23 protein-coding genes are annotated in these 25,735 nt (G+C 61.2%); 12 read left to right on the top strand and 11 right to left on the bottom strand.

Features of this window, described 5'->3' with window-relative positions:
• Nucleotides 1-37 precede the first annotated feature (37 nt).
• The 9 genes from BW992_RS13625 to BW992_RS13585 all read left to right on the top strand — a co-directional run bounded on the left by BW992_RS13625 (nt 38) and on the right by BW992_RS13585 (nt 11,431).
• A complete protein-coding gene (locus tag BW992_RS13625; RefSeq protein WP_076406408.1) occupies nt 38-448 on the top strand; it encodes a translation initiation factor 2 in 411 nt (136 codons plus the stop codon).
• Nucleotides 449-455: 7 nt separating this feature from the next.
• Entirely contained in the window at nt 456-1,133 is a 678-nt protein-coding gene (locus BW992_RS13620; RefSeq protein WP_072394964.1) for a response regulator transcription factor, read from the top strand.
• Between the two features lie 326 nt (nt 1,134-1,459).
• Nucleotides 1,460-1,903, top strand: coding sequence for a Spy/CpxP family protein refolding chaperone (locus tag BW992_RS13615; protein WP_072458727.1), 444 nt, complete (start codon nt 1,460-1,462; stop codon nt 1,901-1,903).
• Nucleotides 1,904-1,969: 66 nt separating this feature from the next.
• The gene (locus tag BW992_RS13610) at nt 1,970-3,310 is read left to right on the top strand and encodes a sensor histidine kinase (RefSeq protein WP_072394967.1); all 1,341 of its coding nucleotides are present in this window, start codon (nt 1,970-1,972) and stop codon (nt 3,308-3,310) included.
• A gap of 153 nt (nt 3,311-3,463) precedes the next feature.
• Nucleotides 3,464-4,891 carry a di-heme oxidoreductase family protein gene (locus BW992_RS13605; RefSeq protein WP_072458728.1) on the top strand — a complete coding sequence of 476 codons (1,428 nt, stop codon included), beginning with the start codon at nt 3,464-3,466 and terminating at the stop codon, nt 4,889-4,891.
• Between the two features lie 30 nt (nt 4,892-4,921).
• The gene (locus tag BW992_RS13600) at nt 4,922-5,986 is read left to right on the top strand and encodes an imelysin family protein (protein WP_072432009.1); all 1,065 of its coding nucleotides are present in this window, start codon (nt 4,922-4,924) and stop codon (nt 5,984-5,986) included.
• A gap of 2 nt (nt 5,987-5,988) precedes the next feature.
• Nucleotides 5,989-7,086: a DUF1513 domain-containing protein gene (locus BW992_RS13595; protein ID WP_072394970.1), complete on the top strand. Its 1,098-nt coding sequence runs from the start codon at nt 5,989-5,991 to the stop codon at nt 7,084-7,086.
• A 153-nt stretch (nt 7,087-7,239) separates the two neighbouring features.
• The gene (locus tag BW992_RS13590; RefSeq protein WP_072394972.1) at nt 7,240-8,388 is read left to right on the top strand and encodes an efflux RND transporter periplasmic adaptor subunit; all 1,149 of its coding nucleotides are present in this window, start codon (nt 7,240-7,242) and stop codon (nt 8,386-8,388) included.
• Nucleotides 8,389-8,401: 13 nt separating this feature from the next.
• The gene (locus BW992_RS13585; protein ID WP_076406406.1) at nt 8,402-11,431 is read left to right on the top strand and encodes a multidrug efflux RND transporter permease subunit; all 3,030 of its coding nucleotides are present in this window, start codon (nt 8,402-8,404) and stop codon (nt 11,429-11,431) included.
• 51 nt (nt 11,432-11,482) lie between these two features.
• Here the strand turns inward: BW992_RS13585 and BW992_RS13580 are convergent, their stop codons facing one another.
• From BW992_RS13580 to colR, 5 genes are all read right to left on the bottom strand, one after another.
• Entirely contained in the window at nt 11,483-11,710 is a 228-nt protein-coding gene (locus BW992_RS13580; RefSeq protein WP_072394976.1) for a hypothetical protein, read from the bottom strand.
• 2 nt (nt 11,711-11,712) lie between these two features.
• Nucleotides 11,713-12,423 (bottom strand): lipopolysaccharide kinase InaA family protein, encoded by a 711-nt coding sequence (locus tag BW992_RS13575; protein ID WP_072432008.1) that lies wholly within the window; start codon nt 12,421-12,423, stop codon nt 11,713-11,715.
• Between the two features lie 4 nt (nt 12,424-12,427).
• The gene (locus BW992_RS13570) at nt 12,428-13,096 is read right to left on the bottom strand and encodes a class I SAM-dependent methyltransferase (RefSeq protein ID WP_072394980.1); all 669 of its coding nucleotides are present in this window, start codon (nt 13,094-13,096) and stop codon (nt 12,428-12,430) included.
• A gap of 142 nt (nt 13,097-13,238) precedes the next feature.
• On the bottom strand, nt 13,239-14,516 hold the full coding sequence (locus BW992_RS13565) for a sensor histidine kinase (RefSeq protein WP_072394982.1): 1,278 nt from the start codon (nt 14,514-14,516) through the stop codon (nt 13,239-13,241).
• Nucleotides 14,506-15,189: a two-component system response regulator ColR gene (colR, locus tag BW992_RS13560; RefSeq protein ID WP_072394984.1), complete on the bottom strand. Its 684-nt coding sequence runs from the start codon at nt 15,187-15,189 to the stop codon at nt 14,506-14,508. The genes BW992_RS13565 and colR overlap by 11 nt, the downstream gene beginning before the upstream one ends.
• Before the next feature lie 229 nt (nt 15,190-15,418).
• Here colR and BW992_RS13555 point away from each other — a divergent pair, with 229 nt between their 5' ends.
• Entirely contained in the window at nt 15,419-16,162 is a 744-nt protein-coding gene (locus BW992_RS13555; RefSeq protein WP_072432026.1) for a phosphatase PAP2 family protein, read from the top strand.
• A gap of 301 nt (nt 16,163-16,463) precedes the next feature.
• On the opposite strand, the gene BW992_RS13550 is transcribed toward BW992_RS13555, so the two are convergent.
• From BW992_RS13550 to BW992_RS13530, 5 genes are all read right to left on the bottom strand, one after another.
• Nucleotides 16,464-17,486, bottom strand: a complete 1,023-nt coding sequence (locus tag BW992_RS13550) for an IS110 family transposase (protein ID WP_076406323.1) — start codon at nt 17,484-17,486, stop codon at nt 16,464-16,466.
• Between the two features lie 133 nt (nt 17,487-17,619).
• The gene (gene groL, locus BW992_RS13545) at nt 17,620-19,266 is read right to left on the bottom strand and encodes a chaperonin GroEL (protein WP_072394986.1); all 1,647 of its coding nucleotides are present in this window, start codon (nt 19,264-19,266) and stop codon (nt 17,620-17,622) included.
• A gap of 52 nt (nt 19,267-19,318) precedes the next feature.
• Nucleotides 19,319-19,612 carry a co-chaperone GroES gene (locus BW992_RS13540; RefSeq protein WP_072394988.1) on the bottom strand — a complete coding sequence of 98 codons (294 nt, stop codon included), beginning with the start codon at nt 19,610-19,612 and terminating at the stop codon, nt 19,319-19,321.
• A 243-nt stretch (nt 19,613-19,855) separates the two neighbouring features.
• Complete coding sequence (locus BW992_RS13535) at nt 19,856-20,332, bottom strand: FxsA family protein (protein WP_072394990.1); 477 nt, start codon at nt 20,330-20,332, stop codon at nt 19,856-19,858.
• A 101-nt stretch (nt 20,333-20,433) separates the two neighbouring features.
• Nucleotides 20,434-21,165, bottom strand: coding sequence for a HugZ family pyridoxamine 5'-phosphate oxidase (locus BW992_RS13530; RefSeq protein ID WP_072394992.1), 732 nt, complete (start codon nt 21,163-21,165; stop codon nt 20,434-20,436).
• A 158-nt stretch (nt 21,166-21,323) separates the two neighbouring features.
• Between BW992_RS13530 and BW992_RS13525 the strand changes: the two genes are divergently transcribed.
• Nucleotides 21,324-22,082, top strand: a complete 759-nt coding sequence (locus BW992_RS13525; protein ID WP_072394994.1) for an SDR family oxidoreductase — start codon at nt 21,324-21,326, stop codon at nt 22,080-22,082.
• Between the two features lie 59 nt (nt 22,083-22,141).
• On the opposite strand, the gene apbC is transcribed toward BW992_RS13525, so the two are convergent.
• Nucleotides 22,142-23,236: an iron-sulfur cluster carrier protein ApbC gene (gene apbC / locus BW992_RS13520; protein WP_076406404.1), complete on the bottom strand. Its 1,095-nt coding sequence runs from the start codon at nt 23,234-23,236 to the stop codon at nt 22,142-22,144.
• A gap of 354 nt (nt 23,237-23,590) precedes the next feature.
• On the opposite strand from apbC, the gene metG reads away from it, so the two are divergent.
• Entirely contained in the window at nt 23,591-25,636 is a 2,046-nt protein-coding gene (gene metG / locus BW992_RS13515; RefSeq protein ID WP_072431858.1) for a methionine--tRNA ligase, read from the top strand.
• Nucleotides 25,637-25,735: the final 99 nt, after the last annotated feature.

Here is a 25,735-nt window from a genome sequence, read left to right as displayed (position 1 = left end):
TATTCTGTCTAATCTCGACTGGAATTCAGGAGTGGCAATGCGCAAAGGTCCGTTGTGCCTGTTATGGATCACGTTGGCAATCGGGACACCCGCCCACGGGGAAGAACACACCGAGGGCAGTCACTCGACGCCCCTGTCCCTGAGCGCAGGCGGCCAGCTCACCGAACTGCAGCAACGCTTGAAGGACAGCGAGCGAGTACGCGAAGAGCTTACCCAACAATTGCAGAACGCCAACAACGAACGTGAAAGCGCCCTGGTGAGCCGCTTGCGCCAGGAGAACCAGCGCCTGAAGCTGCAACTCAAGGAAGCCCAGGCCAGCCCGCTGCCACGCCTGCTGACCGACCAGCAGCAGTGGTTCGTCATCGGCGCCGGGGTAGCGCTATTGGCCGTACTCTGCGGTATCTTTGCCAGCGGTGGACGTAGACAACGTCGGCAATGGCTAAATTGAGTGATTCATGAGCGAGCTGTTACTGATTGATGATGACCAGGAGCTGTGCGAGCTTCTGGGCAGTTGGCTGGGCCAGGAGGGTTTCCTGGTACGGGCCTGCCATGACGGTCAGAGTGCCCGCAAGGCCCTGGCCGAAACCGCACCGGCGGCGGTGGTACTGGATGTGATGCTGCCCGACGGCAGCGGACTGGAACTGCTCAAGCAATTGCGCAGTGATCATCCCGAGCTGCCGGTGCTGATGCTTTCGGCCCGTGGCGAACCCCTGGACCGTATCCTCGGCCTGGAGCTGGGCGCTGACGATTACCTGGCCAAACCCTGCGATCCGCGGGAACTGACCGCCCGCCTGCGCGCAGTGCTGCGCCGCAGCCACCCCACCGCCGTATCCAGCCAGATCGAACTGGGTGACCTGACGTTCAGTCCGGTACGGGGCGTGGTCAGCATCGATGAACAGGAACAGACGCTTACCGTATCCGAAAGCCGCCTGCTCGAAGCGCTGCTCAAGCAGCCGGGCGAGCCGCTGGACAAACAGGAACTGGCGCAGATTGCCCTGGGCCGCAAGCTGACCCTGTACGACCGCAGCCTCGACATGCACGTGAGCAACCTGCGCAAGAAGATCGGTCCCCACCCTGACGGCCGGCCGCGCATCGTTGCCCTGCGCAGTCGGGGCTATTACTACAGCCTCTGAACACTGCACCGATTCCTTGCCTGGACCGAGGCCATGATGCCTTTGTGGGGAGGGCGTTTTATCCCTGGTGGGGGGCGAAGCGCTCCCAAGGCGTGCCTGCCTTGCGATGTATCGGATAAACACAGGGGGGCCGCTACGCGGCCCGACGGGGATAAATCCCCTCGCCGCAATCATCTGCTTGTCACAGCTTGCGCTTCGACCGTTTTGTAAGCCCGTCACCAGGACCTCTTTACCCAAGCTTTACCCTGCGCTGACCGCCGCTGACCTTGATCTGCGTAATCTGCACTCATCCGGAACTGACCGGGAACGAGACAAGGAGATACACCATGCGCAAGACTCTCATCGCTCTGATGTTCGCAACCGCCCTGCCTACCGTCGCCATGGCCATGCCGGAAGGCGCCGGTCCGATGGGGCCGATGGGCCCGATGGACGGCCCGCGTCACGGCCAGATGCACGACAAAGGTCCGTACAGCCAACTGGACCTGACCCCCGAACAGCGCCAGCAGATCCGTCGGATCATGGGCGAACAGCGCCACGAACGCCGGGAGCTGGTCGAGAAGTACCTGGCGAAGCTATCGCCGGCCGACCAGAAGGCCATGCAGGATGAAGTGAAGGCTCGCCACGAGAAAGTCGATGCCCAGATCCGCGGCCTGCTCAAACCTGAACAGCAGAAAGAGTTCGACGCGATCCAGAAGAAACAGGCCGAGCGTCGCGCCGAATGGGCTGAGTTCAAGGCCTGGAAAGCGCAACAGCCACAAAAAGCGCAATAATGCGCTGATGCATCCCGGCCCAACGGTTGATGACCGTTGGGCTTTCTTTGTTTTCGAGGATTTACCGTGCGTTCATTGTTCTGGCGCATCCTGGCCAGTTTCTGGCTGGCGATTACCCTGGTGGCAGGGCTTTCGATTCTCATGGGCCACATGCTGAACCAGGACGCCTGGATACTGAGCCGTCATCCGGGCCTCAACACCCTGGCCGAAGAATGGACGCAAACCTACGAAAGCCAGGGCGAAGACGCCGCCCAAGGCATCCTGCAACAACGCAAGCGTCAGTACCATATCGACGTTCAGGTACTCAACGAAAGCGGCGACCCCGTGGTGCGGGGCACCTTTCCACATCGCGCCGCGGCCTTCGAGGCACGTCAGAACAACGATGACCGCCGCCTGCCCTGGCGGCGACTGACCGATGAGTTCACCAGCAGCAAGACCGGCGACACGTATCTGTTCATCTATCGCATCCCCCACCCCGAGCTGGATGCCTGGCATCGCGGCAGCCTGCTGTGGCCGCTGAGCGCCCTGGGAATCGCGCTGGTGGTGCTGACCTTGTTCAGCCTGCTGGTGACCCTTTCCATCACTCGCCCGTTGAGTCGCCTGCGCGGTGCCGTGCATGACCTGGGGCAGACGACCTATCAGCAGAACAGTCTCGCCAAACTGGCCAATCGCCGGGACGAATTCGGGGTACTGGCGACAGACTTCAACCGCATGGGCGCACGCTTGCAAAGCCTGATCGGCAGTCAGCGCCAATTGCTGCGGGATGTCTCTCACGAGCTGCGCTCGCCCCTGGCCCGGCTGCGCATTGCGCTGGCTCTGGCCGAGCGGGCGGCTCCCCAGGAGCGGGAAAACCTGTGGCCGCGCCTGACACGCGAATGCGACCGCCTGGAAGCGCTGATCAGCGAAATCCTGGTATTGGCCCGGGTCGATGCCGATAACGCCAGCGCCGAAGAGGTAGACCTCGACGGCCTGCTGGTTGCCCTGCAAAAGGACGCGCAACTGGCCTCACCGGAACAAACGGTCCAACTGGACATTGAGCCGAACCTGACCCTCAAGGGCTGGCCGACCATGATCGAACGGGCCGTGGACAACCTGCTGCGCAACGCCCAGCGCTTCAACCCGCCCGGGCAACCGATCGAGATGCGCGCGGTGCGCCAAGGGGAGCGGATCCTGATCAGCGTGCGTGACCATGGCCCAGGGGTGGAAGCCGAACACCTGGGGCAATTGGGCGAGCCGTTCTACCGCGCGCCGGGCCAGACCGCCGCCGGCCATGGCCTGGGCCTTGCCATCGCCCGCCGCGCCGCCGAACGCCATGGTGGTGCGCTGGTGCTGGCCAATCACCCCGAGGGCGGGTTCATCGCCAGCCTTGAATTGCCGTTGGTGCCGGGCGCGGTTGTCCAACCGTGACCTGGCAAGGATTCCAGCGAATCCGTGGCCGCGCAGTGTGCTCTCGTCGGGCGAGGCTGTTCGCCATCAGAGCAAACGATAATTCCTCTTATTCAAACCGCCCCGCCCTGTTAGACTTTGCGCCCTCTTTTCACCTATCTCCCAGGTCGCCCGATGCTGTCGTTGCCTCTTCGTCTATGTGCACTGTTCATGGCCTTGGGCCTGAGTGCCTGCGACGACGCCCCGCGCTTTACCCAGGCCGAACCGGGTGAAGCCCGATCCGGTGGCGCGGCGACGGTACGCAAGGCCGATCAGAATGCCTTCTCGCTGCCTTCGGCCAACCTGCCACCCTCGCGGCGCGTGGATTTCAGTGTCGGCAACAGTTTCTTCCGCAGCCCCTGGGTGATCGCGCCGTCCACCACCACTGCCCGGGATGGTCTTGGGCCATTGTTCAACACCAACGCCTGCCAGAACTGCCACATCAAGGATGGTCGCGGCCATCCGCCGGAACCCGGCGCGACCAGTGCGGTATCGATGCTGGTGCGCCTGTCGATACCCGACGCACCGCCGTACGCCAAGGTCATCGAACAACTGGGTGTGGTGCCCGAGCCCGTCTACGGCGGGCAACTGCAGGACATGTCCGTGCCAGGTGTCGTCCCGGAAGGCAAGGTACGGGTCGATTACTCCGCCGTTCCTGTGCGCTTCGAAGATGGCACCGTCGTGGAGTTGCGCAAGCCTGAGTTGCGGATCACCCAGCTCGGTTATGGACCGATGCATCCCGACACGCGCTTTTCCGCCCGCGTCGCTCCACCGATGATCGGCCTGGGGCTGCTGGAGGCCATTCCCGACGCTGCGATCCTGGCGAATGCCGAGGCCCAGGCGCGGGAAAGCAACGGCATCGCCGGGCGACCGAACCAGGTCTGGGACGATGCCCAGCACAAAACCGTCATGGGGCGCTTCGGCTGGAAGGCCGGCCAGCCCAACCTGAACCAACAGAACGTTCATGCCTTTTCCGGCGATATGGGCCTGACGACAAGCCTGCGCCCGTTCGACGATTGCACCCAGGCCCAGGTCGATTGCAAACGCGCTCCCAGTGGCAATGGCCCGGACGGCGAGCCGGAAGTCAGCGACAACATCCTGCGGCTGGTGCTGTTCTATAGCCGCAACCTCGCCGTGCCAGCCCGTCGCGATGTCGACTCGCCCCAGGTGCTGGCCGGCAAGAACCTGTTTTTCCAGGCCGGCTGCCAATCGTGTCACACACCGCAGTACACCACCTCGGCCAACGCCGCCGAACCGGAGCTGGCAAACCAGGTCATCCGGCCCTACACCGACCTGCTGCTGCACGACATGGGCGAAGGGCTGGCCGACAACCGCAGCGAATTCAAGGCCAGTGGCCGTGACTGGCGCACTGCGCCGCTGTGGGGCATCGGCCTGACCGAAACTGTCAACGGCCACACCCAGTTCTTGCACGACGGTCGCGCCCGCAACCTGCTCGAAGCCGTGCTTTGGCATGGCGGCGAAGCACAAGCGGCGCAGCGCCAGGTCCTGGCGTTCAATGCCGAGCAGCGCGCCGCGTTGCTGGCGTTCCTGAATTCTCTTTAAACGCATTTTCCGAAAAACGGGAGCCCGACAATGTTCCGTCCCAAGCTGTTGTTCACCAGCCTCGCCGCCCTCGCCCTCGGTGCCTGCTCGCCACAGGATCCACAGGCGGTCACCTCGGCGGCTATCGCCAAGCAAGTGATCCTGCCGACCTACAGCCGCTGGGTCGATGCCGACCGACAACTGGCAGCCAGCGCCCTGGCGTTCTGCCAGGGCAAGGAAAACCTGGAGACCGCTCGCGCCGATTTCCTCAAGGCACAAAAGGCCTGGGCCGAACTCCAGCCGCTGCTGATCGGCCCGTTGGCCGAGGGCAACCGCGCCTGGCAGGTGCAGTTCTGGCCGGACAAGAAGAACCTGGTAGGCCGTCAGGTCGAGCAACTGGTCAACAGCCAGCCGCAGATCGACGCTGCCGGCCTGGCCAAGTCCAGCGTCGTGGTCCAGGGCCTGTCGGCCTACGAATACCTGCTGTTCGACGCCCGGATCGACATGGCCGACAGCGCGCAGAAAGCCAAGTATTGCCCGCTGCTGATGGCCATTGGCGAACGCCAGAAACAACTCGCCGAAGAGATCCTGTCGCGCTGGAACACCAACGACGGCATGCTCGCCCAGATGAGCAAGTTCCCCAACCAGCGCTACGCCGACTCCCATGAGGCCATTGCCGACCTGCTACGTGTCCAGGTCACCGCCCTGGACACCCTGAAGAAAAAACTCGGCACCCCGATGGGCCGTCAGAGCAAGGGCGTCCCACAACCTTTCCAGGCCGATGCCTGGCGCAGCCAATCCTCGTTGCAAGGCCTGGAGGCCAGCCTGAGTGCTGCCCGGACCGTCTGGGAAGGCGTGGATAACAAAGGCCTGCGCGGCTTGCTGCCAAGCGACCAGAAACCGCTGGCCGACAAGATCGACGCCGCCTATGACGCTTCGCTGAAACTGTTCGCCAGCAGCCAGCGTTCGCTGACCGAAATGCTCGGCGACGACGCCGGTCGCCAGCAACTCAACGATCTGTACGACAGCCTCAATGTCGTCCATCGCCTGCACGAAGGTGAACTGGCCAAGGCGCTGGGCATCCAACTGGGCTTCAACGCCAACGACGGTGACTGATCATGTTTCGACGTCAGGCTCTGGCGCTGGGCAGCTTGCTGCTCGGTGCCGTTACCCTGGGCGGCTGGACGCTGTTCAAGCAAAAGGACAAGAGTCCGCTACTGCTGTCGGCACGAGACGATGGTGACGGCAAGCACTATGCCGTCGGCTACCGACTGGATGGCACGCAAGTATTCGCCACCCGGGTCGGGCAACGCTGCCATGACATCGTCAACCATCCGACACGGCCCATCGCCCTGTTCGTCGCCCGGCGTCCGGGCACCGAAAGCTATCTGATCGACCTGCGCGACGGAGCCTTGCTGCAGACGATCGCTTCGTTGCCGAACCGACATTTCTATGGTCACGCGGTGATCCATGGCAGCGGCGAATGGCTGTACGCCACCGAGAACGACACCAGCGATCCGGGACGCGGCCTGCTGGGCATGTACCGTTTCGACGGCGAGCGCCTGGTGCACAGCGGCGAGATTTCCACCCATGGCATCGGCCCGCACCAGGTGTCGTGGCTGCCCGACGGCGAGACCCTGGTGGTGGCCAATGGCGGCATCCGCACCGAGGCCGAGAGCCGGGTAGAGATGAACCTCGACGCCATGGAGCCGAGCCTGGTCCTGATGCGGCGCGATGGCACGCTGCTGAGCAAGGAAACCCTCGCCCAACCGATGAACAGCGTGCGCCACCTGGGCATAGCCAGCGATGGCACCATCGTGTCCGGCCAGCAGTTCATGGGCGATCCTCACGAATCCTCAGAGCTGCTGGCAATCAAGCGCCCGGGCCAGCCATTCAAGGCGTTCCCGGTGGCCGACCACCAGTTGCAGGCGATGGGGCACTACACCGCCAGTGTCGCCGTGCACAGCGAGCTGCGCCTGGTGGCCCTGACGGCGCCGCGGGGCAATCGCTTTTTCATCTGGGACCTGGACAGCGGCGAAGTGCGCCTGGACGCGCCTCTTCCAGACTGCGCCGGCGTGGGTGCGGTGGCCGACGGTTTCGTCGTGACCTCGGGTCAAGGCCGATGCCGCTATTACGATTGCCGCCAGCCACAACTGGTTGCAAAACCGCTGGACCTGCCAGCGGGGCTCTGGGACAACCATTTGCACCTGGTGTGATCGAAGGGGCGAAGCCGCCTGGGCCGAGCCCCTTGAAATTTCAGGAATAATCCTACGCGACAGCCCCCCGACAACATCTGGAATCCCCCGCACACTCGGAGTAAGGTGCCCGCCTGACTGTATTTCTTTTAGGCTTTTCCAAGGAAGTGGAACATGCTGCGACGCCGCATGCTGATCATGTTGGGTGTTGTCCTGCTGGTGGTGCTGTTGCTGGCTGGCTACAAGGCCTTCTCCGTTTACCAGCAGATCCAGATGTTTTCTGCACCGAAACCGCCCATCAGCGTGGCAGTGGCCACCGCCGCCGAACAACCCTGGCAGGCACGACTGCCCACCGTTGGCAGCCTCAAGGCACTGCAAGGCGTGGACCTGAGCCTGGAGATCGCCGGGACCGTGCAGAAGGTGCTCTTCCAGTCGGGACAAAAGGTCAAGGCCGGCCAGCCCCTGCTGCAACTGGACAGTGATGTCGAAACCGCCCTGCTGGAAACCGCCCAGGCGGACCTTGGCCTGTCGCAACTGGACTTCGGCCGCGGCCGGCAGCTGGTAGGCAGCCAGGCGATCTCCAAGGGCGAATTCGACCGGCTCGGGGCGCAACTCAAGAAGAACCAGGCCACGGTCAACCAACTGAAGGCTTCGCTGGCCAAGAAACAGATCGTCGCGCCGTTCAGCGGCACCATCGGCATTCGCCAGGTGGATGTCGGCGACTACCTGGCCAGCGGTACGGTAATCGCCACCCTGCAAGACCTCAGCAGCCTCTACGTGGATTTCTATGTGCCCGAACAGACGGTGCCCAGGCTTGCCATTGCCCAACCGGTCAACGTGAACGTATCGGCCTATCCGGGCCAGACCTTCGTCGGCACCATCAGCGCCATCAACCCCAAGGTCGAGGACAGCACTCGCAACGTACTGGTGCGCGCCACCCTGGCCAACCCCGACGGCAAGCTGCTACCCGGCATGTTCGCCAGCCTCCAGGTGATCCTGCCGGAGATGGCTGCCGGCATCGTCGTACCGGAAAGTGCCGTGACCTACACCCTCTATGGCAACTCCATGTACGTGGTGACGCAGAAGAAAGCCGCCGACGGCAGCACTGAAAAGGATGACAAGGGCCAGCCAGTGCTGATCGCCGAACGGCGTTTCGTCGAGACCGGTGAGCGCCGTGACGGTCAGGTGCTGGTCTCCAAGGGCGTGCAAAGCGGTGAACAGGTCGTGATCGCCGGCCAGATCAAGCTCGATAACGGCACCCCCGTCGCCATCAGCGATGACAAGACCCTGACCGAACAGAACAGCCCGCCACGCGCGGACTGATCAAGGAATCCCCATGGCTTTTACCGATCCGTTCATCCGCCGCCCGGTGCTCGCCACCGTGGTCAGCCTGTTGATCGTTCTGCTGGGCTTCCAGGCCTGGAGCAAGTTGCCCCTGCGGCAATACCCGCAAATGGAAAACGCCCTGATCACGGTGACCACCGCCTATCCGGGGGCAAACGCCGAGACCATCCAGGGCTATATCACCCAGCCGATGCAACAGAGCCTGGCCAGCGCCGAGGGCATCGACTACATGACCTCGGTCAGCCGCCAGAACTTCTCGGTGATCTCGGTCTATGCCCGCATCGGCACCAACAACGACCGGCTGTTCACCGAGCTGCTGGCCAAGGCCAACGAAGTCAAGAACGAGCTGCCCCAGGACGCGGAAGACCCGGTGCTCAGCCGTGAGGCGGCCGATGCCTCGGCGCTGATGTACATCAGTTTCTACAGCCAGGAACTGAGCAACCCGCAGATCACCGACTACCTGTCGCGGGTGGTCCAGCCCAAGCTGGCCACCCTCCCTGGCATGGCTGAAGCGGAAATCCTCGGCAACCAGGTCTTCGCCATGCGCCTGTGGCTGGACCCGGTCAAGCTCGCCGGCTTCGGCCTGACCGCCGCCGACGTGACAGCTGCCGTGCGCCAGTACAACTTCCTCTCGGCCGCCGGCGAAGTGAAAGGCGAATACGTCGTCACCAGCATCAACGCCAATACCGAGCTCAAGACCGCGGAAGCCTTCGCCGCGATTCCGCTCAAGACCGAGGGTGACAGCCGCGTGCTGCTACGGGACGTGGCGCGGGTGGAGATGGGCGCGGAAAACTACGACACCATCAGCTCCTTCGGGGGCACCCCCTCCGTTTACATCGGCATCAAGGCCACCCCCGGCGCCAACCCGCTGGACGTGATCAAGGAAGTACGCCGGGTCATGCCGGAACTGGAAGCCCAGCTGCCGTCGAACCTGAAGGCCGAGATCGCCTATGACGCGACGCTGTTCATCCAGGCTTCCATCGATGAAGTGGTGAAGACCCTCTTCGAAGCCGTGCTGATCGTCATCGTCGTGGTCTTTCTCTTCCTCGGTGCGCTGCGTTCGGTCGTCATCCCGGTGGTGACCATCCCGCTGTCGATGATCGGCGTGATGTTCTTCATGCAGTTGATGGGCTACTCGATGAACCTGCTGACGCTGCTCGCCATGGTGCTGGCCATCGGCCTGGTGGTGGACGATGCCATCGTCGTGGTGGAGAACATCCACCGGCATATCGAGGAAGGCAAGAGCCCGTTCGACGCTGCGCTGGAAGGCGCCCGGGAAATTGCCATGCCGGTGGTCTCGATGACCATCACCCTGGCAGCGGTGTATGCGCCGATCGGCCTGCTGGAAGGCCTGACAGGCGCCTTGTTCAAGGAGTTCGCCCTGACCCTGGCCGGTGCCGTGGTGATATCCGGCATCGTTGCCCTGACCTTGTCGCCGATGATGTGCGCCATGCTGCTGCGGCGCGACGAAAACCCTTCGGGCCTGGCTCATCGCCTGGATGGCATGTTCGAACGCCTGAAAAGCCGCTACCAGCGCATGCTCCACGGCACCCTCAATACCCGGCCGGCGGTGCTGGTATTCGCGGTGATCGTATTGCTGCTGATTCCGGTGCTGGTCATGTTCACCAAATCCGAGCTGGCCCCCGATGAAGACCAGGGCATCATCTTCATGATGGCCAGCGCGCCACAGCACACCAACCTCGATTACCTGAACGCCTACACCGACCACTTCCTCACGATCTTCAAGGAATTCCCGGAGTACTACTCCTCGTTCCAGATCAATGGCTACAACGGCGTCCAGTCCGGTATCGGTGGTTTCCTCCTCAAGCCCTGGAACGAACGCGACCGCACCCAGATGGAAATCCTGCCTGAAGTCCAGGAACGACTGGAGACGATACCGGGCCTGCAGATCTTCGGCTTCAACCTGCCTTCCCTGCCGGGCACTGGCGAGGGGCTGCCCTTTGCATTCGTCATCAACGCGCCGAAAGACTACGCGACGCTGCTGGAGATTGCCGAGCGGGTCAAGAAACGCGCGCTGGAGTCCGGCAAGTTCGCCTTCATGGACATCGACCTGGCCTTCGACAAACCCGAGGTCGTCGTGGACATCGATCGCGCCAAGGCCGCCCAGATGAGCGTATCGATGCAGGACCTTGGCGGCACCCTCGCCACGCTGCTGGGGGAATCGGAAATCAACCGCTTTACCATCGAAGGGCGCAGCTACAAGGTCATCGCCCAGGTAGAACGCCCCTACCGGGACAACCCGGACTGGCTGAACAACTATTACGTCAAGAATGCCCAGGGCGAATCGCTCCCCCTGTCCACGCTGATCAAGGTCAGTGATCGGGCTCGACCGCGGCAGTTGAACCAGTTCCAGCAGCTCAACGCAGTCACGATTTCAGGTTTTCCCATCGTCAGCATGGGCGAGGCGATCGAGACGGTTCGCCAGATCGCCCAGGAAGAAGCGCCAACGGGGTTCGCCTTCGACTATGCAGGCGCATCGCGTCAGTTCGTCCAGGAAGGCAGCGCACTGTGGGTCACCTTTGCCCTGGCCCTGGCAATCATCTTCCTGGTACTGGCCGCCCAGTTCGAGAGTTTCCGGGATCCACTGGTCATCCTGGTGACAGTGCCGCTGTCCATTTGCGGAGCACTGATTCCGCTGTTCCTCGGCTGGTCGAGCATGAACATCTATACCCAGGTAGGGTTGGTGACGCTGATCGGCCTGATCAGCAAGCACGGGATCCTGATCGTCGAGTTTGCCAACCAGTTGCGCAAGGAACAGGGGCTGGCACCAAGGGAAGCCGTGGAGCAGGCCGCCTCGATTCGCTTGCGGCCAGTACTGATGACCACCGCGGCGATGGTGTTTGGCATGGTACCGCTGATCCTGGCCACGGGTGCCGGGGCGGTCAGCCGCTTCGACATCGGCATGGTGATTGCCACCGGCATGTCCATCGGCACCCTGTTCACCCTGTTCGTACTGCCCTGCATCTACACGCTGCTGGCCAAGCCGGACAAGACTGCATGAAATGAAAAGGCCTCGTACAAGCGAGGCCTTTTCATTCTGGTTTCGTGAAACTCAACTCTGTGGCCTCATGCCTTGGGAAAGACCGAACATGAACAGCAACAGGTCCTGATCCGGCCTGACCGCCTCACTGGCCTTGGCCACCCGCGGCAATGGGCAATGTGCATCGGTGTGGGAGGCATTGAGGATCTGCGAACGAGGCTGTTCCCAGACAGCCACCGCCATCGATGTCACTGCCAGGGCTCCCACCAGGAACACACCTCTAGCAATTTCCAATTTCATCGTCATAAGCCTTTGATAGCGCTGCCAAACGCCGCCTCATAAAAGTAGACGAGTTTTCTCCAGTCAGACTCGCTGAACGACGAATGGCGACGCAGCTGCTTCAAGTCATGGGAGGCGGCACTTCGGGCAGTCAGTCGCTGGCGGCACTTCTCCAGGTCCAACAGGGCCACCTCGGCCTTGGCAAACTCGCCCTCGCCGCTGACCCGCACAAACACATGCTTCATATAGAGGCAGCCGTGTTGCCAGCGACCTTTGTGCATGCGAGCCAGGTTCTCAGCCAATGCCTGGAGGATACGCTCATGCAGCGCTTCGCCATGACGCTCGCGTTCGCCTGCGGCATACCACTGTTCCAACTCCACGAAGCCATCCAACGCATGGGTCACCAACAGTGCACGCCATTTATGGACCGGATCGCGCTGGGCGCCGCAAAAGATGATCTGGGGGACGCCAACGTCCAGCCGAGTCAGAGCCAGCAGCGCGTCCTGCTCGCGCAGTACGGTTGGCCGACCAAACGGATGGAAAAAGCTGCGGTACACATGACCGATCTGACGCTTGGCGTACAGTAGATTGCCGTCATCATTGTGGATCCGCTGCACACCGCTTTCACCGCCACGGCGCACATTGGGTGCTTCGACCCACTCCCCCTGCTGGTTCCAGAAGTGATCGAAATTGCCAAGGTGAACCGTCGGTACCTCTTGCGCCTGCGCAACCATGCTGTTACCTCTTGCGTAATACATAAACTCGCCACATGGCATAGAGCGGTAGGAAATCCAATCGTTCTTGAATACGGAACCCAGTCTGTCGGAATTCTTCCTCGACTGTAGCGGCCGGTAACACAAATCTGTTCTGGTAGTCTTTCTGCCCACGTGAACGTTCCAGGCGCTTGCGCTTCCAGGCCTTGAAATTGCCATCGACCCACAATGAAACGATCACGCTGTCTCGACTGACACGCTGGAATTCCCGCAGGATCGCCAGTCGGTGCGCGGCTTCACCGATGTGGTGCAACAAACGCATGCAAAAAATGCTGTCGACGGCGTTATCAGGCAAGGCAATGTCGAACGCAGATGTGTGCAAAGGTCGTACCCGTTTTACGACATCGGTCGGCTGGGCCTTCAATGCCGTCATGAGCATCGCCTCGGAATTGTCCGCACCGATGATGACCCGATTAGGTTTTTCCGCCAGCAAGGGCCAGAAACGCCCGGCACCACATGGCAAATCCAGCACCAGGCCAGGATCCCCCGCAAGCGCCAATGCCCGCCGGGCCAGTTGCTCGTCACGCTGATGGGAAAGGCGCCGACTCAAGCCGTCACGGTGTTTATGCAGGTATTGCTGGGCATGCTGCTCGTCGTACTTTTCAGAGAAATCGAGCTTGATGGCATTTGACATGGTGAGAAGCCTCCATTACTGAATGGCTTCCACCTTAGGGTTGGGCATGTTGGCGTCAGGTCATGTCTTTGTGAAAACTTCGTCGTGTAAACGGCCGAATGTTTTCAAGACTTTTCGACATGCAAGCAGGTGACGGGAACGTTCAAGGCTGCGGATTCAAGTCCACTTCGAAATGGCAACCGTTAGGCTCCATGGTGCTGAGGCTCACCGTCCAGCCCTGGTTCTCACAGATTCGCTGCACCAGCGACAGCCCCAACCCAAGCCCTTCTCCGCGTTTTTCGTTGCCGCGTACGAACGGTTCGAACATCGCCTCGCGCTTCTCCTCGGGAATACCGACCCCGCTGTCCTCGACCACGAACCCGCTGGAATTCAGCGTGAGGCGAATGAACCCCTGGTCTGTGTAGTGCAAGGCGTTGCGCAACAGGTTGCCCATGACGGCTGTCAGGAATGTCGCGTTGTACAGGGTATCGGGGGGATGCCCGGGCTCGAAGATCAGTTCCAGGCCCTTGGACTCGATCGGGGTTCGCCACAACCCGATGAGGTTATCGGCGACTTGGCCCAGCGTCATTCGAGGGGACATGCCACTGTCTTCACGCTGGGTCCTGGCGAGCATCAGGAAGGTCTGCACCAGCTCACGCATCTCTTCACTGGCGCGGTTGATACGCTCGACCTGGGTGCGACCGCGTTGATCCAAGGCCGGGTTCTCCAGCAACAGCTCGCAGGACGTCGCCAGCACCATCAACGGAGTGCGCAACTCGTGACTCACATCACTGGTGAACAACCGTTCCCGCGTCAACGCCTGGCGCAAACGCCCCAGCGTGGCGTCGAATGCCACGGCAAGTTCGCCCACCTCATCGGCGGCATAATCGGGGGCCAACGGCGGGGCGAGCCCGAGGAGCTGGTCTCGATGGCGCACTTGCTGGGCCAGGCGCACCACCGGCGCCATCACCCGACGAGCCAGGACCCAACCCAGGAACACTGCAAGCGCCAGGCTGAGCACGAACCCCACCAGCACCACGGCGAACAGTACCCGTTCACGCTCCTCGAAATCGCTCTGGTCTTGCAGCAGCACGTAGTGCCGACCGTCCACGATCTCCACCATGGCGTGATAGGACAACTGCTCCCGGAACACTTCATGGAAACCGCGTTCCAGATGACGCAGATCCTTGGGCAACTCGAAGTCGCCCGGGCCACCACTGAAGTAGAACAGCTGGTCGGGTTCCGGGCGATGGCTCCAGTCCGACACGCTGTCCATCAGCAACAGGCGCTGCAGGTCGCCTCCCAGCCCGGCGGAAATCAACTTTTCTTCCACCAGATGGACCGTCGCCACGATGCCCATGGCGAACGCTCCGGCCACCAACGCGCTCATCAGTGCAAAAGCGATGATGATCCGTTGGGCAAGGCTCTGCTTAAACTCCATCTCGGCCCTCGGCCAGGCGATAACCCACGCCGTGCACGGTATGCAGCAGGGGTTTGTCGAAAGGCTTGTCGATCACCTGGCGCAATTGGTGAACGTGGCTGCGCAGGCTGTCGCTGTCCGGGCAGTCGTCGCCCCACAAGGCTTCCTCGAGGATTTCCCGGCGCAACACGTGGGGGCTCTTCTGCATCAGTACTGCCAGCAGCTTCAGGCCGACCGGGTTGAGCTTGAGCAGCTTGCCTTCGCGTGTCACTTCCAGGGTGTCGAGGTCGTAGCTCAGGTCGCCAACCTGCAAGGCGCGCCGACCGCCGCCCTGGGTCCGACGCATCACGGCTTCGATCCGTGCCGCCAGTTCCGACAGGGCAAAGGGTTTGATCAGGTAATCGTCGGCCCCGGATTTGAAACCTTGCAAGCGATCATCCAGTTGGTCGCGAGCCGTGAGCATGATCACGGGCGTGTCGCGCCGGGCATCTTCCCGCAGGCGCTTGCACAAGGTGTAGCCGTCGATCCCCGGCAGCATGATATCGAGCACGATCAGGTCGTAGTGCTCGGTCGCGGCCAGATGCAACCCCGACAAACCGTCCTGTGCGCAATCGACGGTATAGCCTTTGAGCCCCAGGTAATCGGCCAGGTTGGCCAGGATGTCACGGTTGTCTTCAACCAACAGAATTCGCATGGGATCTCCTCCGCTCACGCTAGACGGTCTTCGTGGCCCGCGCAGCTTAAGGCCAAGCGTAGCTTCCGGCTAGAGGCGCATCTTTGGTCCTCGCCGGTGAACCTTGAGGGGACCTTTCCGGAAAAAGGATCTTGACGAGTTTTTCACCGGGCATTCACACCTCCCCAACGCAGCGCCGGGCAGACTGCGCGCATTGCCGTTCATGAACACTGCCATCGAAGGTACCGCCATGGTCCACACAGCCATCCGTCCCGCTTCCAGACCCTTGAATTTCCGGATCGCCCTGGGCGTGCCCGCCGTGGTTGCCCTGATTCTGGTGCTACTGGAGGCGACGACCGTGGACATGGAGCTGGCCAGGCTGTTCTACGACCCGGCCGGTGGTGGTTTCATCGGCCGGCACAGTTTTTTTCTGGAAGACATCCTGCATGACCGGGCCAAACAGATGGTCATCGGTTTTTCCGTGCTGGCGATCCTCGGTTTCATCGGCACGTTTTTCGTCGCCCGACTCAAACCCTTCAAACGCGAGATGGGCTGCCTGGTCTTATCCCTGGCCCTGGCGACTTCTTTCGTTACCCCGATGAAAGCCGTGACGGCGGTGCAATGTCCCTGGAGCCTGAAGGAATTTGGCGGCAGCGAAGCCTACAGTGAACTGCTGAGTCCTCGCCCTGCCACCGACAAGCCTGGCCGATGCTGGCCCGGCGGCCATGCGGCGACCGGCTTCACCTTGTTTGCGCTGTTCTTCGCCCTGCGCGACCGTCGCCCGCGCCTCGCCCGCCAGACGCTGGTATTGGCCTTCGCCCTGGGCACGGTGTTTTCTGTCGGTCGGATGATGCAGGGAGCACACTTCTTTTCCCACAATGTGTGGACGGCGGTGTTCTGCTGGCTGATTTGCCTGGGATGTTATTACTACATCCTGTACCGGCCAGCTTCCACAAATGAGTCGGTAGCCGAGGCGCGTCCCGCCAATGCCTGAACGGGATAGCCACACCGCCATTTCGAGCTAACATTTTTGAAGCGAATAAAATGTATGGTCAGCCCTTCTCCTGCAACCTCATGGGCTGTTTTCGGTAAAGCTGGCTTGCGCTAATGTATCCGGGCTCGTTGTGAGCGTTGCTGCAACAACGCTCGGCCCTCGATGAGTAGCCGCTCCCGACTGTCCTGAAAAAACCCTCAGCTTCTAAAGCTGATTTTATTGCCAGGTTCTCAGTCGGGCCGTTTGCCGTTTACTGTCATCAGTCAGTGACGTCGCAAAAGCCGGTGGTAACGCTGTGCATTCAAGCGTTCGGATGTGGGTCGTACTGGCCGCCTTTGGCCAGTACCGCCCACACGATTCGCGCCAGTTTGTTTGCTAGCGCACACGCGACGACATTGGAGTGGCGACGCGTCAGTAGCTCTCGAACCCAAGGCCCCAAGGCGTCCTCTCGCTTATCGATATGCTGAATAACGGATCGCGCGCCCTGTACCAGCAATTGGCGGATGTGCTTGTCGCCACGCTTGCTGATCCCCAGAAGCACCGTCTTCCCACCCGTCGAATACTGCCTCGGCACCAGCCCCAGCGAAGCGGCAAAATCGCGTCCACTTCGATAGTTCGACGCATCGCCCACATCCGCCAATACCGCACTGGCGGTGATTGGGCCGATGCCAGGAATACTCTGCAAACGATTTCCGGCATCGTCTTCTTTCAACTGCTGTTTCAGGTCGGACTCGATGTCCTTGATTTCATCATTCAGCTGTTGGATTTGACGATGAAGACGCATCAACACGCTCTTTAGGCGCAATGGAACCGGATGTTGTGGATCGTCCAGCAGCGCTGGCACGCGGTTCAACGCCGTTGCGCCAATGGGCAGGCTGATCCCGAATTCCAGCAAAAAACCATGAATCTGATTGGTCGCGACGGTGCGATGGCCAATCAAGGAATCTCGGACACGATGCAAAGCTGAAAGCGTTTGTTGCTCTGCGGTTTTAATCGAGCAGAAGCGCATCGCGGGGCGGCTCGCCGCCTCGCAAATCGCTTCGGCATCAATGAAGTCGTTTTTGTTGCCTTTGACGAACGGCTTAACGTATTGCGGGGCAATCAGTTTTACCTCGTGGCCCAATGCCTCAACCTGTCGAGCCAGCCAGTGGGCACCGCCACACGACTCCATCACCACCGTGCAGGCCGGCAGTTGGGCCAATGTGCCGAGCAATTGGCTGCGGCTGGTTTTCTTGCGCAAAACCTGATGACCTTTGGCGTCCTGGCCGTGCAGATGGAAACTGTGTTTACCAATGTCGATGCCGAGAAGCGTCATCGTGTTCATGAGAGATCCTCCGCCGAAAACGAGAAAAGCCCTGCAAGCGTAAACCTGCAGGGCTTCTCGGTCAGGCTGACCATCTCATTAAACCCCGCCTGCTGACGCAGACGGGGTTTTTCAGTACAGGGGTAAGGCTGGCTTACATCATGCCGCCCATGCCACCCATGCCGCCCATGTCTGGCATGCCGCCGCCAGCTGCACCTTCTTTCTTCGGTGCATCAGCAACCGCAGCTTCGGTGGTCAGGATCAGACCGCCGATGGAAGCAGCGGCCTGCAGGGCCGAACGGGTCACCTTGGTTGGGTCCAGGATGCCCATTTCGATCATGTCGCCGTACTCGCCAGTGGCAGCGTTGTAACCGAAGCTGCCCTCGCCGTTCTTGACCTTGTCGACCACAACGCTTGGCTCGTCGCCGGAGTTGGCAACGATCTGACGCAGCGGCGCTTCAACAGCGCGACGCAGCACAGCGATACCAACGTCCTGATCGGCATTGTCGCCTTTCAGTTGGGTCAATGCTTCCAGAGCACGGATCAGGGCTACGCCACCGCCAGGTACCACGCCTTCTTCAACGGCTGCACGGGTAGCGTGCAGGGCGTCTTCAACGCGGGCTTTCTTCTCTTTCATTTCGACTTCGGAACCGGCGCCAACCTTGATCACCGCAACGCCGCCGGACAGCTTGGCCAGACGCTCTTGCAGTTTTTCACGGTCGTAGTCCGAGGAAGTTTCGGCAACCTGGGCACGGATCTGTGCGATACGCGCTTCGATGTCGCCTTGTACGCCAGCACCGTCGACGATGATGGTGTTTTCCTTGGACAGGGTCACGCGCTTGGCATTACCCAGGTGCTCCAGGGTCGTGCTTTCCAGGCTCAGGCCGATCTCTTCGGAGATTACGGTACCGCCAGTCAGGACGGCGATGTCCTGCAGCATGGCCTTGCGACGGTCGCCGAAGCCTGGAGCCTTGACGGCCGCGACCTTGACGATGCCACGCATGTTGTTCACGACCAGGGTCGCCAGGGCTTCGCCTTCGACGTCTTCGGCCACGATCAGCAGTGGACGGCCAGCTTTGGCAACGGCTTCCAGCACCGGCAGCATTTCGCGGATGTTGGAGATCTTTTTGTCCACCAGCAGGATCAGCGGGCTTTCCAGCTCGGCAACCATGGTGTCTGGCTTGTTGACGAAGTACGGGGACAGGTAGCCGCGGTCGAACTGCATGCCTTCGACAACCGACAGTTCGTTTTCCAGGCCCGAACCTTCTTCGACGGTGATCACGCCTTCTTTACCGACTTTTTCCATGGCTTCAGCGATGATGTCACCGATGGAGTTGTCGGAGTTGGCAGAGATGGTGCCGACCTGGGCAATCGCCTTGGAGTCAGCGCAAGGCTTGGACAGGCCCTTGAGCTCCTTGACGATGGCGATGGTGGCCTTGTCGATACCGCGCTTGAGGTCCATCGGGTTCATGCCGGCAGCGACAGCCTTCAGGCCTTCGTTGACGATCGACTGAGCCAGAACGGTGGCGGTGGTGGTGCCGTCGCCCGCGTCATCGTTGGCACGGGAGGCAACGTCCTTGACCAGCTGCGCGCCCATGTTTTCGAAACGATCTTCGAGTTCGATTTCCTTGGCTACGGAAACGCCGTCCTTGGTGATGGTCGGAGCGCCGAAGCTTTTCTCGATGATCACGTTACGGCCTTTCGGGCCCAGGGTCGCTTTTACTGCGTCAGCCAGGACATTGACACCGGTGAGCATTTTCTTGCGGGCGGAGTCGCCGAATTTAACTTCTTTAGCAGCCATGATCGATATTCCTTAAATACTTTGTAGTAACGGGAAAAATGGGCGGGAGAAATCAGCCTTCGATAACAGCGAGGATTTCGTTCTCGCTCATTACCAGCAGGTCTTCGCCGTCGACTTTCACAGTGTTGCTGCCGGAGTAAGGGCCGAACACAACCTTGTCACCCACTTTCACGGCCGGCGCACGTACTTCACCGTTTTCCAGTGCCTTGCCTGGGCCTACAGCGAGAACTTCACCGTGGTTGGCTTTTTCAGCAGCCGAACCTGGCAGGACGATACCGCCAGCGGTTTTCTTCTCTTCTTCGCTGCGACGGATGACGACGCGGTCATGCAGAGGACGAAGCTTCATTGTCGATCTCTCCTAATTTTGGTTTTCATCGGCCGGTGTATTCCCGGCGGGTTTAACAAAAGCCGGCAAAGCCGGATGCGGTTCGTCAGCCGAACCGCGGAAGTCTGTCCAGTGTTGCCACCGGGAACCTTGCGGTGACCGATACATAAGGGCGTACAAGACGATTACAAGGGCCGGGACGAAAAAATTTTCTTCCGGCGCCCCGAAAACGAACACGGCACCCGAAGGTGCCGTGCGGTGGGTCTACTTGGAGTCGCGGTGTTCGAACTCGCCTTCGATCACGTTCGGCTCTCGGCCCAGGGGCTCCCGCGGTGCCGGGCCGCCACGAGGCTGTAGATCGTCGGAAAAGGCACGCTGGCGCATGGCCTGCTCTTCGGCACGCTGGCGCATCTTGTTGGCCAGCATCCGACGGGTGAAAGGCAACAGCATGATCAGGCCCAGCACATCGCTGATGAAGCCTGGCAGGATCAACAGGCCACCGCCCAAGGCCAGCATCAGGCCTTCGAGCATGGTCTGGGCGGGCAGTTCGCCACGGTTCAGGCTTTCACGAGCACGCAGTGCCGTGGCGAGACCGGCGATACGCAATACGAATACGCCGAGCATGGAGCCGAGAATCACCAGCAAGAGGGCCGGGAAAAACCCGATCGCACCGCTGACCTTGACGAATACAAACAGCTCCAGCACCGGGAATAGCAGGAAGAGCAACAAAAAAGGGCGCATCAAAGGGTTCCTCAACGCAAGAATGCCTGGTGGCCTGTACTCGAATCAGCCACACAGGCCACCAGCTATGAAACCCTAAATGACGTCACCCTTTCGTGAATTCAAGCGTCGGCCTCTGCATTTTTTGGCCATTGTTCGGCGTGAGCCAGATAAACCAAGGCTTCGCGTACTTGTGTCGGCGTGTTGCAAGGTGCCTGGAACGCCAGCCAATGCAGTCCTTGGCCGATGCGCAGGTGCATGCCTTCACTGTCGATGCCTACCAGTTGCGCCGGCTCGGTCCTGGGAAGATTGGCCAATTCCACATAATGAGCAATGGCCTTGGCATGATCGGCATTCATGTGCTCGATCATGCTCGCCTCCGCCTTGCCAGCGAAGGGGTTCGCAAGCGTAATCCGGTCGATCCAGTGAATGGCGCCGAAGCCACCGATATAGCGGTGGCGCACCGGGCTGAGCACCCAGAAATCGAAATCGTGGGCCTGGTGGTAGTTCCGCGACTCGGGGAAGTAGCGGTAATAGCGCTCGGCGGCGGCCTCGATGGCTGCGCTGTCTTCGAGCTTTTGCGCCTCGGCCAGATAGGTCAGGCGCCCCACGGCCTGCACGTCCTCGGCTCCCCGTTCGCCCACCAGCATCGAGCATTTGGGGTCTTTTTGCAGGTTATGGGTGTGCTGGGCGATGCGGCTGATCAGGATCAGCGGCCGGCCCTGCTCGTCCAGGCAGTAAGGCACCACGGAACCGAACGGAAAGCCGGGCATGGACTTGGAATGGGTGGAGAGCATTCCACGGTATTCCTTGAGCAGCAATTCTCGTGCATGCTTGGCAACGTCAACGCTCAATTTATGACTCCTTTAGTGAAAGCCGTCTAAAAACGGTCAGGCGTTCGGGCTATGTTTCAGCCCCTCAACGGGCAGTTCTCTGCGCAGCTGAACGACCGTCGCCGATCGAGAGGCCGTCACAGGGCTCCCCTTCACCGCTGCGCCACCGGGACATGAGAATGCAACTCACCGACAAAGTAATCATTATCACCGGCGGTTGCCAGGGTCTGGGCCGCTCCATGGCCGAGTATTTCGCCGACAAAGGCGCAAAGCTCGCCCTGGTGGACCTCAATCAGGAAAAACTCGACCAGGCGGTTGCCGCCTGCAAGGCCAGGGGCGTCGAGGCCCGCGCCTACCTGTGCAACGTCGCCAATGAAGAACAGGTCAGCGACATGGTCGCCCGGGTGGCCGAAGATTTCGGAGCGATCCACGGGCTGATCAACAACGCCGGGATCCTGCGTGACGGCTTGCTGCTCAAGGTCAAGGACGGCGAAATGACCAAGATGAGCCTGGCCCAGTGGCAGGCAGTGATCGATGTGAACCTTACGGGGGTGTTTCTGTGCACCCGCGAGGTGGCCGCGAAGATGGTCGAACTGAAGAACAGCGGTGCCATCATCAATATTTCCTCGATTTCCCGGGCGGGCAATATCGGCCAGACCAACTATTCGGCCGCCAAGGCCGGCGTGGCAGCCGCTACCGTGACCTGGGCCAAGGAACTGGCGCGCTACGGTATCCGTGTGGCCGGCATCGCACCGGGCTTTATCGAGACAGAGATGACCCTGGGCATGAAACCCGAGGCGCTGGAGAGAATGACCAGCGCCATTCCCCTGAGACGCATGGGCAGGCCTGAAGAGATCGCCCATTCGGCGGCCTATATCTTCGAGAACGACTACTACACCGGCCGCATTCTGGAGATGGATGGCGGGTTGCGGATGTAGAACCGCCACGTCCCCTTGCGGGAGCGGGCTTGCCCGCTTCCACGAGGGTCGGCGTGAGATCAGTCGTCGCTGACGGTAATGTTCGGCATCGACGGCATCGCCGCTTCCTGCAGGACGATCCGCGCGCCCACGTGACGGGCCAGTTCCTGGTAGACCATGGCGATCTGGCTTTCCGGCTCGGCAATGACAGTCGGCTTGCCACCATCGGATTGTTCGCGGATCAGCATGGACAGCGGCAACGAAGCCAACAGCTCGACGCCGTACTGGTTCGCCAGTTTCTCGCCGCCACCTTCGCCGAACAGATGTTCCGCATGCCCGCAGTTCGAACAGATGTGCACGGCCATGTTCTCCACCACGCCCAGCACCGGGATGTTCACCTTGCGGAACATCTCCACCCCCTTGCGGGCGTCCAGCAGTGCCAGGTCCTGTGGGGTGGTGACGATCACCGCACCGGCCACCGGGACTTTCTGTGCAAGGGTCAGCTGGATATCGCCAGTGCCGGGCGGCATGTCGATCACCAGGTAGTCCAGGTCGCCCCAGGCGGTCTGCGTCACCAGTTGCAGCAAGGCACCGGACACCATCGGTCCGCGCCAGACCATCGGCGTGTTGTCGTCGGTGAGGAACGCCATGGACATGACTTCCACGCCGTGGGACTGGATCGGTACGAACCATTTCTGGTCCTTGACCTGCGGCCGGGTGCCCTCGGCAATGCCGAACATGATGCCCTGGCTCGGTCCATAGATGTCCGCATCCAGCATGCCGACCTTCGCCCCTTCCCGGGCGAGGGCCAGGGCCAGGTTGGCGGCGGTGGTGGATTTGCCCACACCGCCCTTGCCCGAGGCCACGGCAATGACATTCTTGACGTTCGCCAGACCAGGAACCTGCGCCTGGGCCTTGTGGGGGGCGATCACACTGGTGATTTCGACCTTGGCGCTCGTCACCCCGTCCAGGGCCTCGATCGCCATCTGCAGCATCTGCGCCCAACCGCCCTTGAACAGGTCGGCGGCATAGCCGATCTCCAATCGAACGTTGACGCGATCGCCTTGCACGTCGATATCGCGCACACATCCGGCGCTGACCGGATCCTGGTTCAGGTAGGGGTCGGTGTATTGGCGAAGGACGGCTTCCACCGTTGCGCGATTGACGGCGCTCATGGGCAACTCCGATAGCAGGACTTGAAAACAGGCCGCTATCCTACGCCCCACGCTTGCGCGTGGCGACCCGATTACAACAGGGCGAACACCTTTTGTGGCGAGGGATTCATCCCCGCCGGGTTGCGAAGCGCCCCAGAACCTCGCGCCCGGGTTGGTCTGGTTCGACTGTTTTTGCGACTGCTGCGCAGTCCAGCGGGGCGGTGCGATGTTTCGCTCGATCCATTCACCACAGATCGTGGCCCGGCGCCCTTCACCGCGCCCAATCGATGCATGCGGAAACAGGCCGGTGGGGTGAAATATATTTCCCAGCGCTTTATAGTGGCCGACCTCCGTTTCATCAAGTAGCCGAGCCCCATGTCCGAGCCACGCAAGATCCTCGTCACCAGTGCCCTGCCCTATGCCAATGGTTCGATTCACCTCGGCCATATGCTGGAGTACATCCAGACCGATATGTGGGTGCGCTTCCAGAAGCATCGCGGCAACCAATGCATCTATGTCTGCGCCGACGACGCCCACGGTTCGGCCATCATGTTGCGCGCGGAAAAGGAAGGCATCACCCCGGAACAACTGATCGCCAATGTCCAGGCTGAACACAGCGCCGACTTTGCCGACTTCCTGGTGGACTTCGATAACTTCCACTCCACTCACGCCGAAGAAAACCGTGAGCTGTCGAGCCTGATCTACCTGAAGCTGCGTGACGCCGGGCACATCGCCACGCGCTCGATCACCCAGTATTTCGACCCGGAAAAGAAAATGTTCCTGGCCGACCGCTTCATCAAGGGCACCTGCCCGAAATGCGGCACCGAAGACCAGTACGGCGACAACTGCGAGAAATGCGGCGCGACCTACGCACCGACCGACCTGAAGGACCCCAAGTCGGCGATTTCCGGTGCCACGCCAGTGCTCAAGGACTCCGAGCATTTCTTCTTCAAGCTGCCGGACTTCCAGCAGATGCTGCAGGCCTGGACCCGCAGCGGCACCCTGCAGGATGCCGTCGCCAACAAGCTCTCCGAGTGGCTCGACGCCGGCCTGCAGCAGTGGGACATCTCCCGCGACGCCCCGTATTTCGGTTTCGAGATCCCTGGCGAACCCGGCAAGTACTTCTACGTGTGGCTGGATGCGCCCATCGGCTACATGGCCAGCTTCAAGAACCTTTGCGACCGCACGCCGGAGCTGGACTTCGACGCGTTCTGGGGCAAGGACTCCACTGCCGAGCTGTACCATTTCATCGGCAAGGACATCGTCAATTTCCATGCACTGTTCTGGCCCGCGATGCTCGAAGGCGCCGGTTTCCGCAAGCCGACCGGCATCAACGTCCACGGCTACCTGACCGTCAACGGCCAGAAGATGTCCAAGTCCCGCGGTACCTTCATCAAGGCACGGACCTACCTGGACCACCTGTCCCCGGAATACCTGCGCTACTACTACGCGGCCAAGCTGGGCCGCGGCGTCGACGACCTGGACCTGAACCTCGAGGACTTCGTGCAGAAGGTCAACTCCGACCTGGTGGGCAAGGTCGTCAACATTGCCAGCCGTTGCGCCGGGTTCATCCACAAGGGTAACGCCGGGGTCCTGGTGGCCGGCAATGCCGCGCCGGAACTGACCGACGCCTTCCTGGCCGCCGCACCGAGCATCGCCGAGGCCTACGAGACCCGCGACTTTGCCCGGGCGATGCGTGAAATCATGGCCCTGGCCGACCGTGCCAATGCCTGGATCGCCGACAAGGCGCCCTGGTCGCTGAACAAGCAGGAAGGCAAGCAGGATGAAGTCCAGGCCATCTGTGCCCTGGGCGTCAACCTGTTCCGCCAGCTGGTGATCTTCCTCAAGCCGGTGCTGCCGCTGCTGGCCGCCGATGCCGAAGCGTTCCTCAACGTGGCACCGCTGACCTGGGACGACCACCAGACCTTGCTGAGCAACCATCAACTGAACGAATTCAAGCCGCTGATGACCCGTATCGAAGCCGCCAAGGTGCAAGCCATGACCGACGCCTCCAAGGAAGACCTGGTTGCCAGCCAGACCGACACCGGCGCTCCTGCCGGCAACGGCGAACTGGCCAAGGACCCGCTGTCGCCGGAAATCGATTTCGATACCTTTGCCGCCGTCGACCTGCGCGTCGCGTTGATCCTCAAGGCAGAGGCCGTGGAGGGTGCGGATAAACTGCTGCGCCTGACCCTGGACATCGGCGACGAGCAACGCAACGTATTCTCCGGCATCAAGAGCGCCTATCCGGACCCGGCCAAGCTCGAAGGCCGGCTGACGATGATGATCGCCAACCTCAAGCCGCGCAAAATGCGCTTCGGCATCTCTGAAGGCATGGTGATGGCGGCAGGCCCGGGGGGTGAGGAGATCTACCTGTTGAGCCCCGACAGCGGCGCCAAGCCGGGTCAGAGGATCAAGTAAACGCGACTGCGTGCTGCACTGATCCCACAGCCGCCCTGCTGGCGGCTGTGGGATTTTCGTATCTGGCCGCGCGCCAGATAATGCCTAATCTTGTAACAG

It is taken from the genome of Pseudomonas sp. 7SR1 (assembly GCF_900156465.1).
Lineage (GTDB): Bacteria > Pseudomonadota > Gammaproteobacteria > Pseudomonadales > Pseudomonadaceae > Aquipseudomonas.
This window is presented reverse-complemented; position numbering and strand designations above follow the sequence as displayed.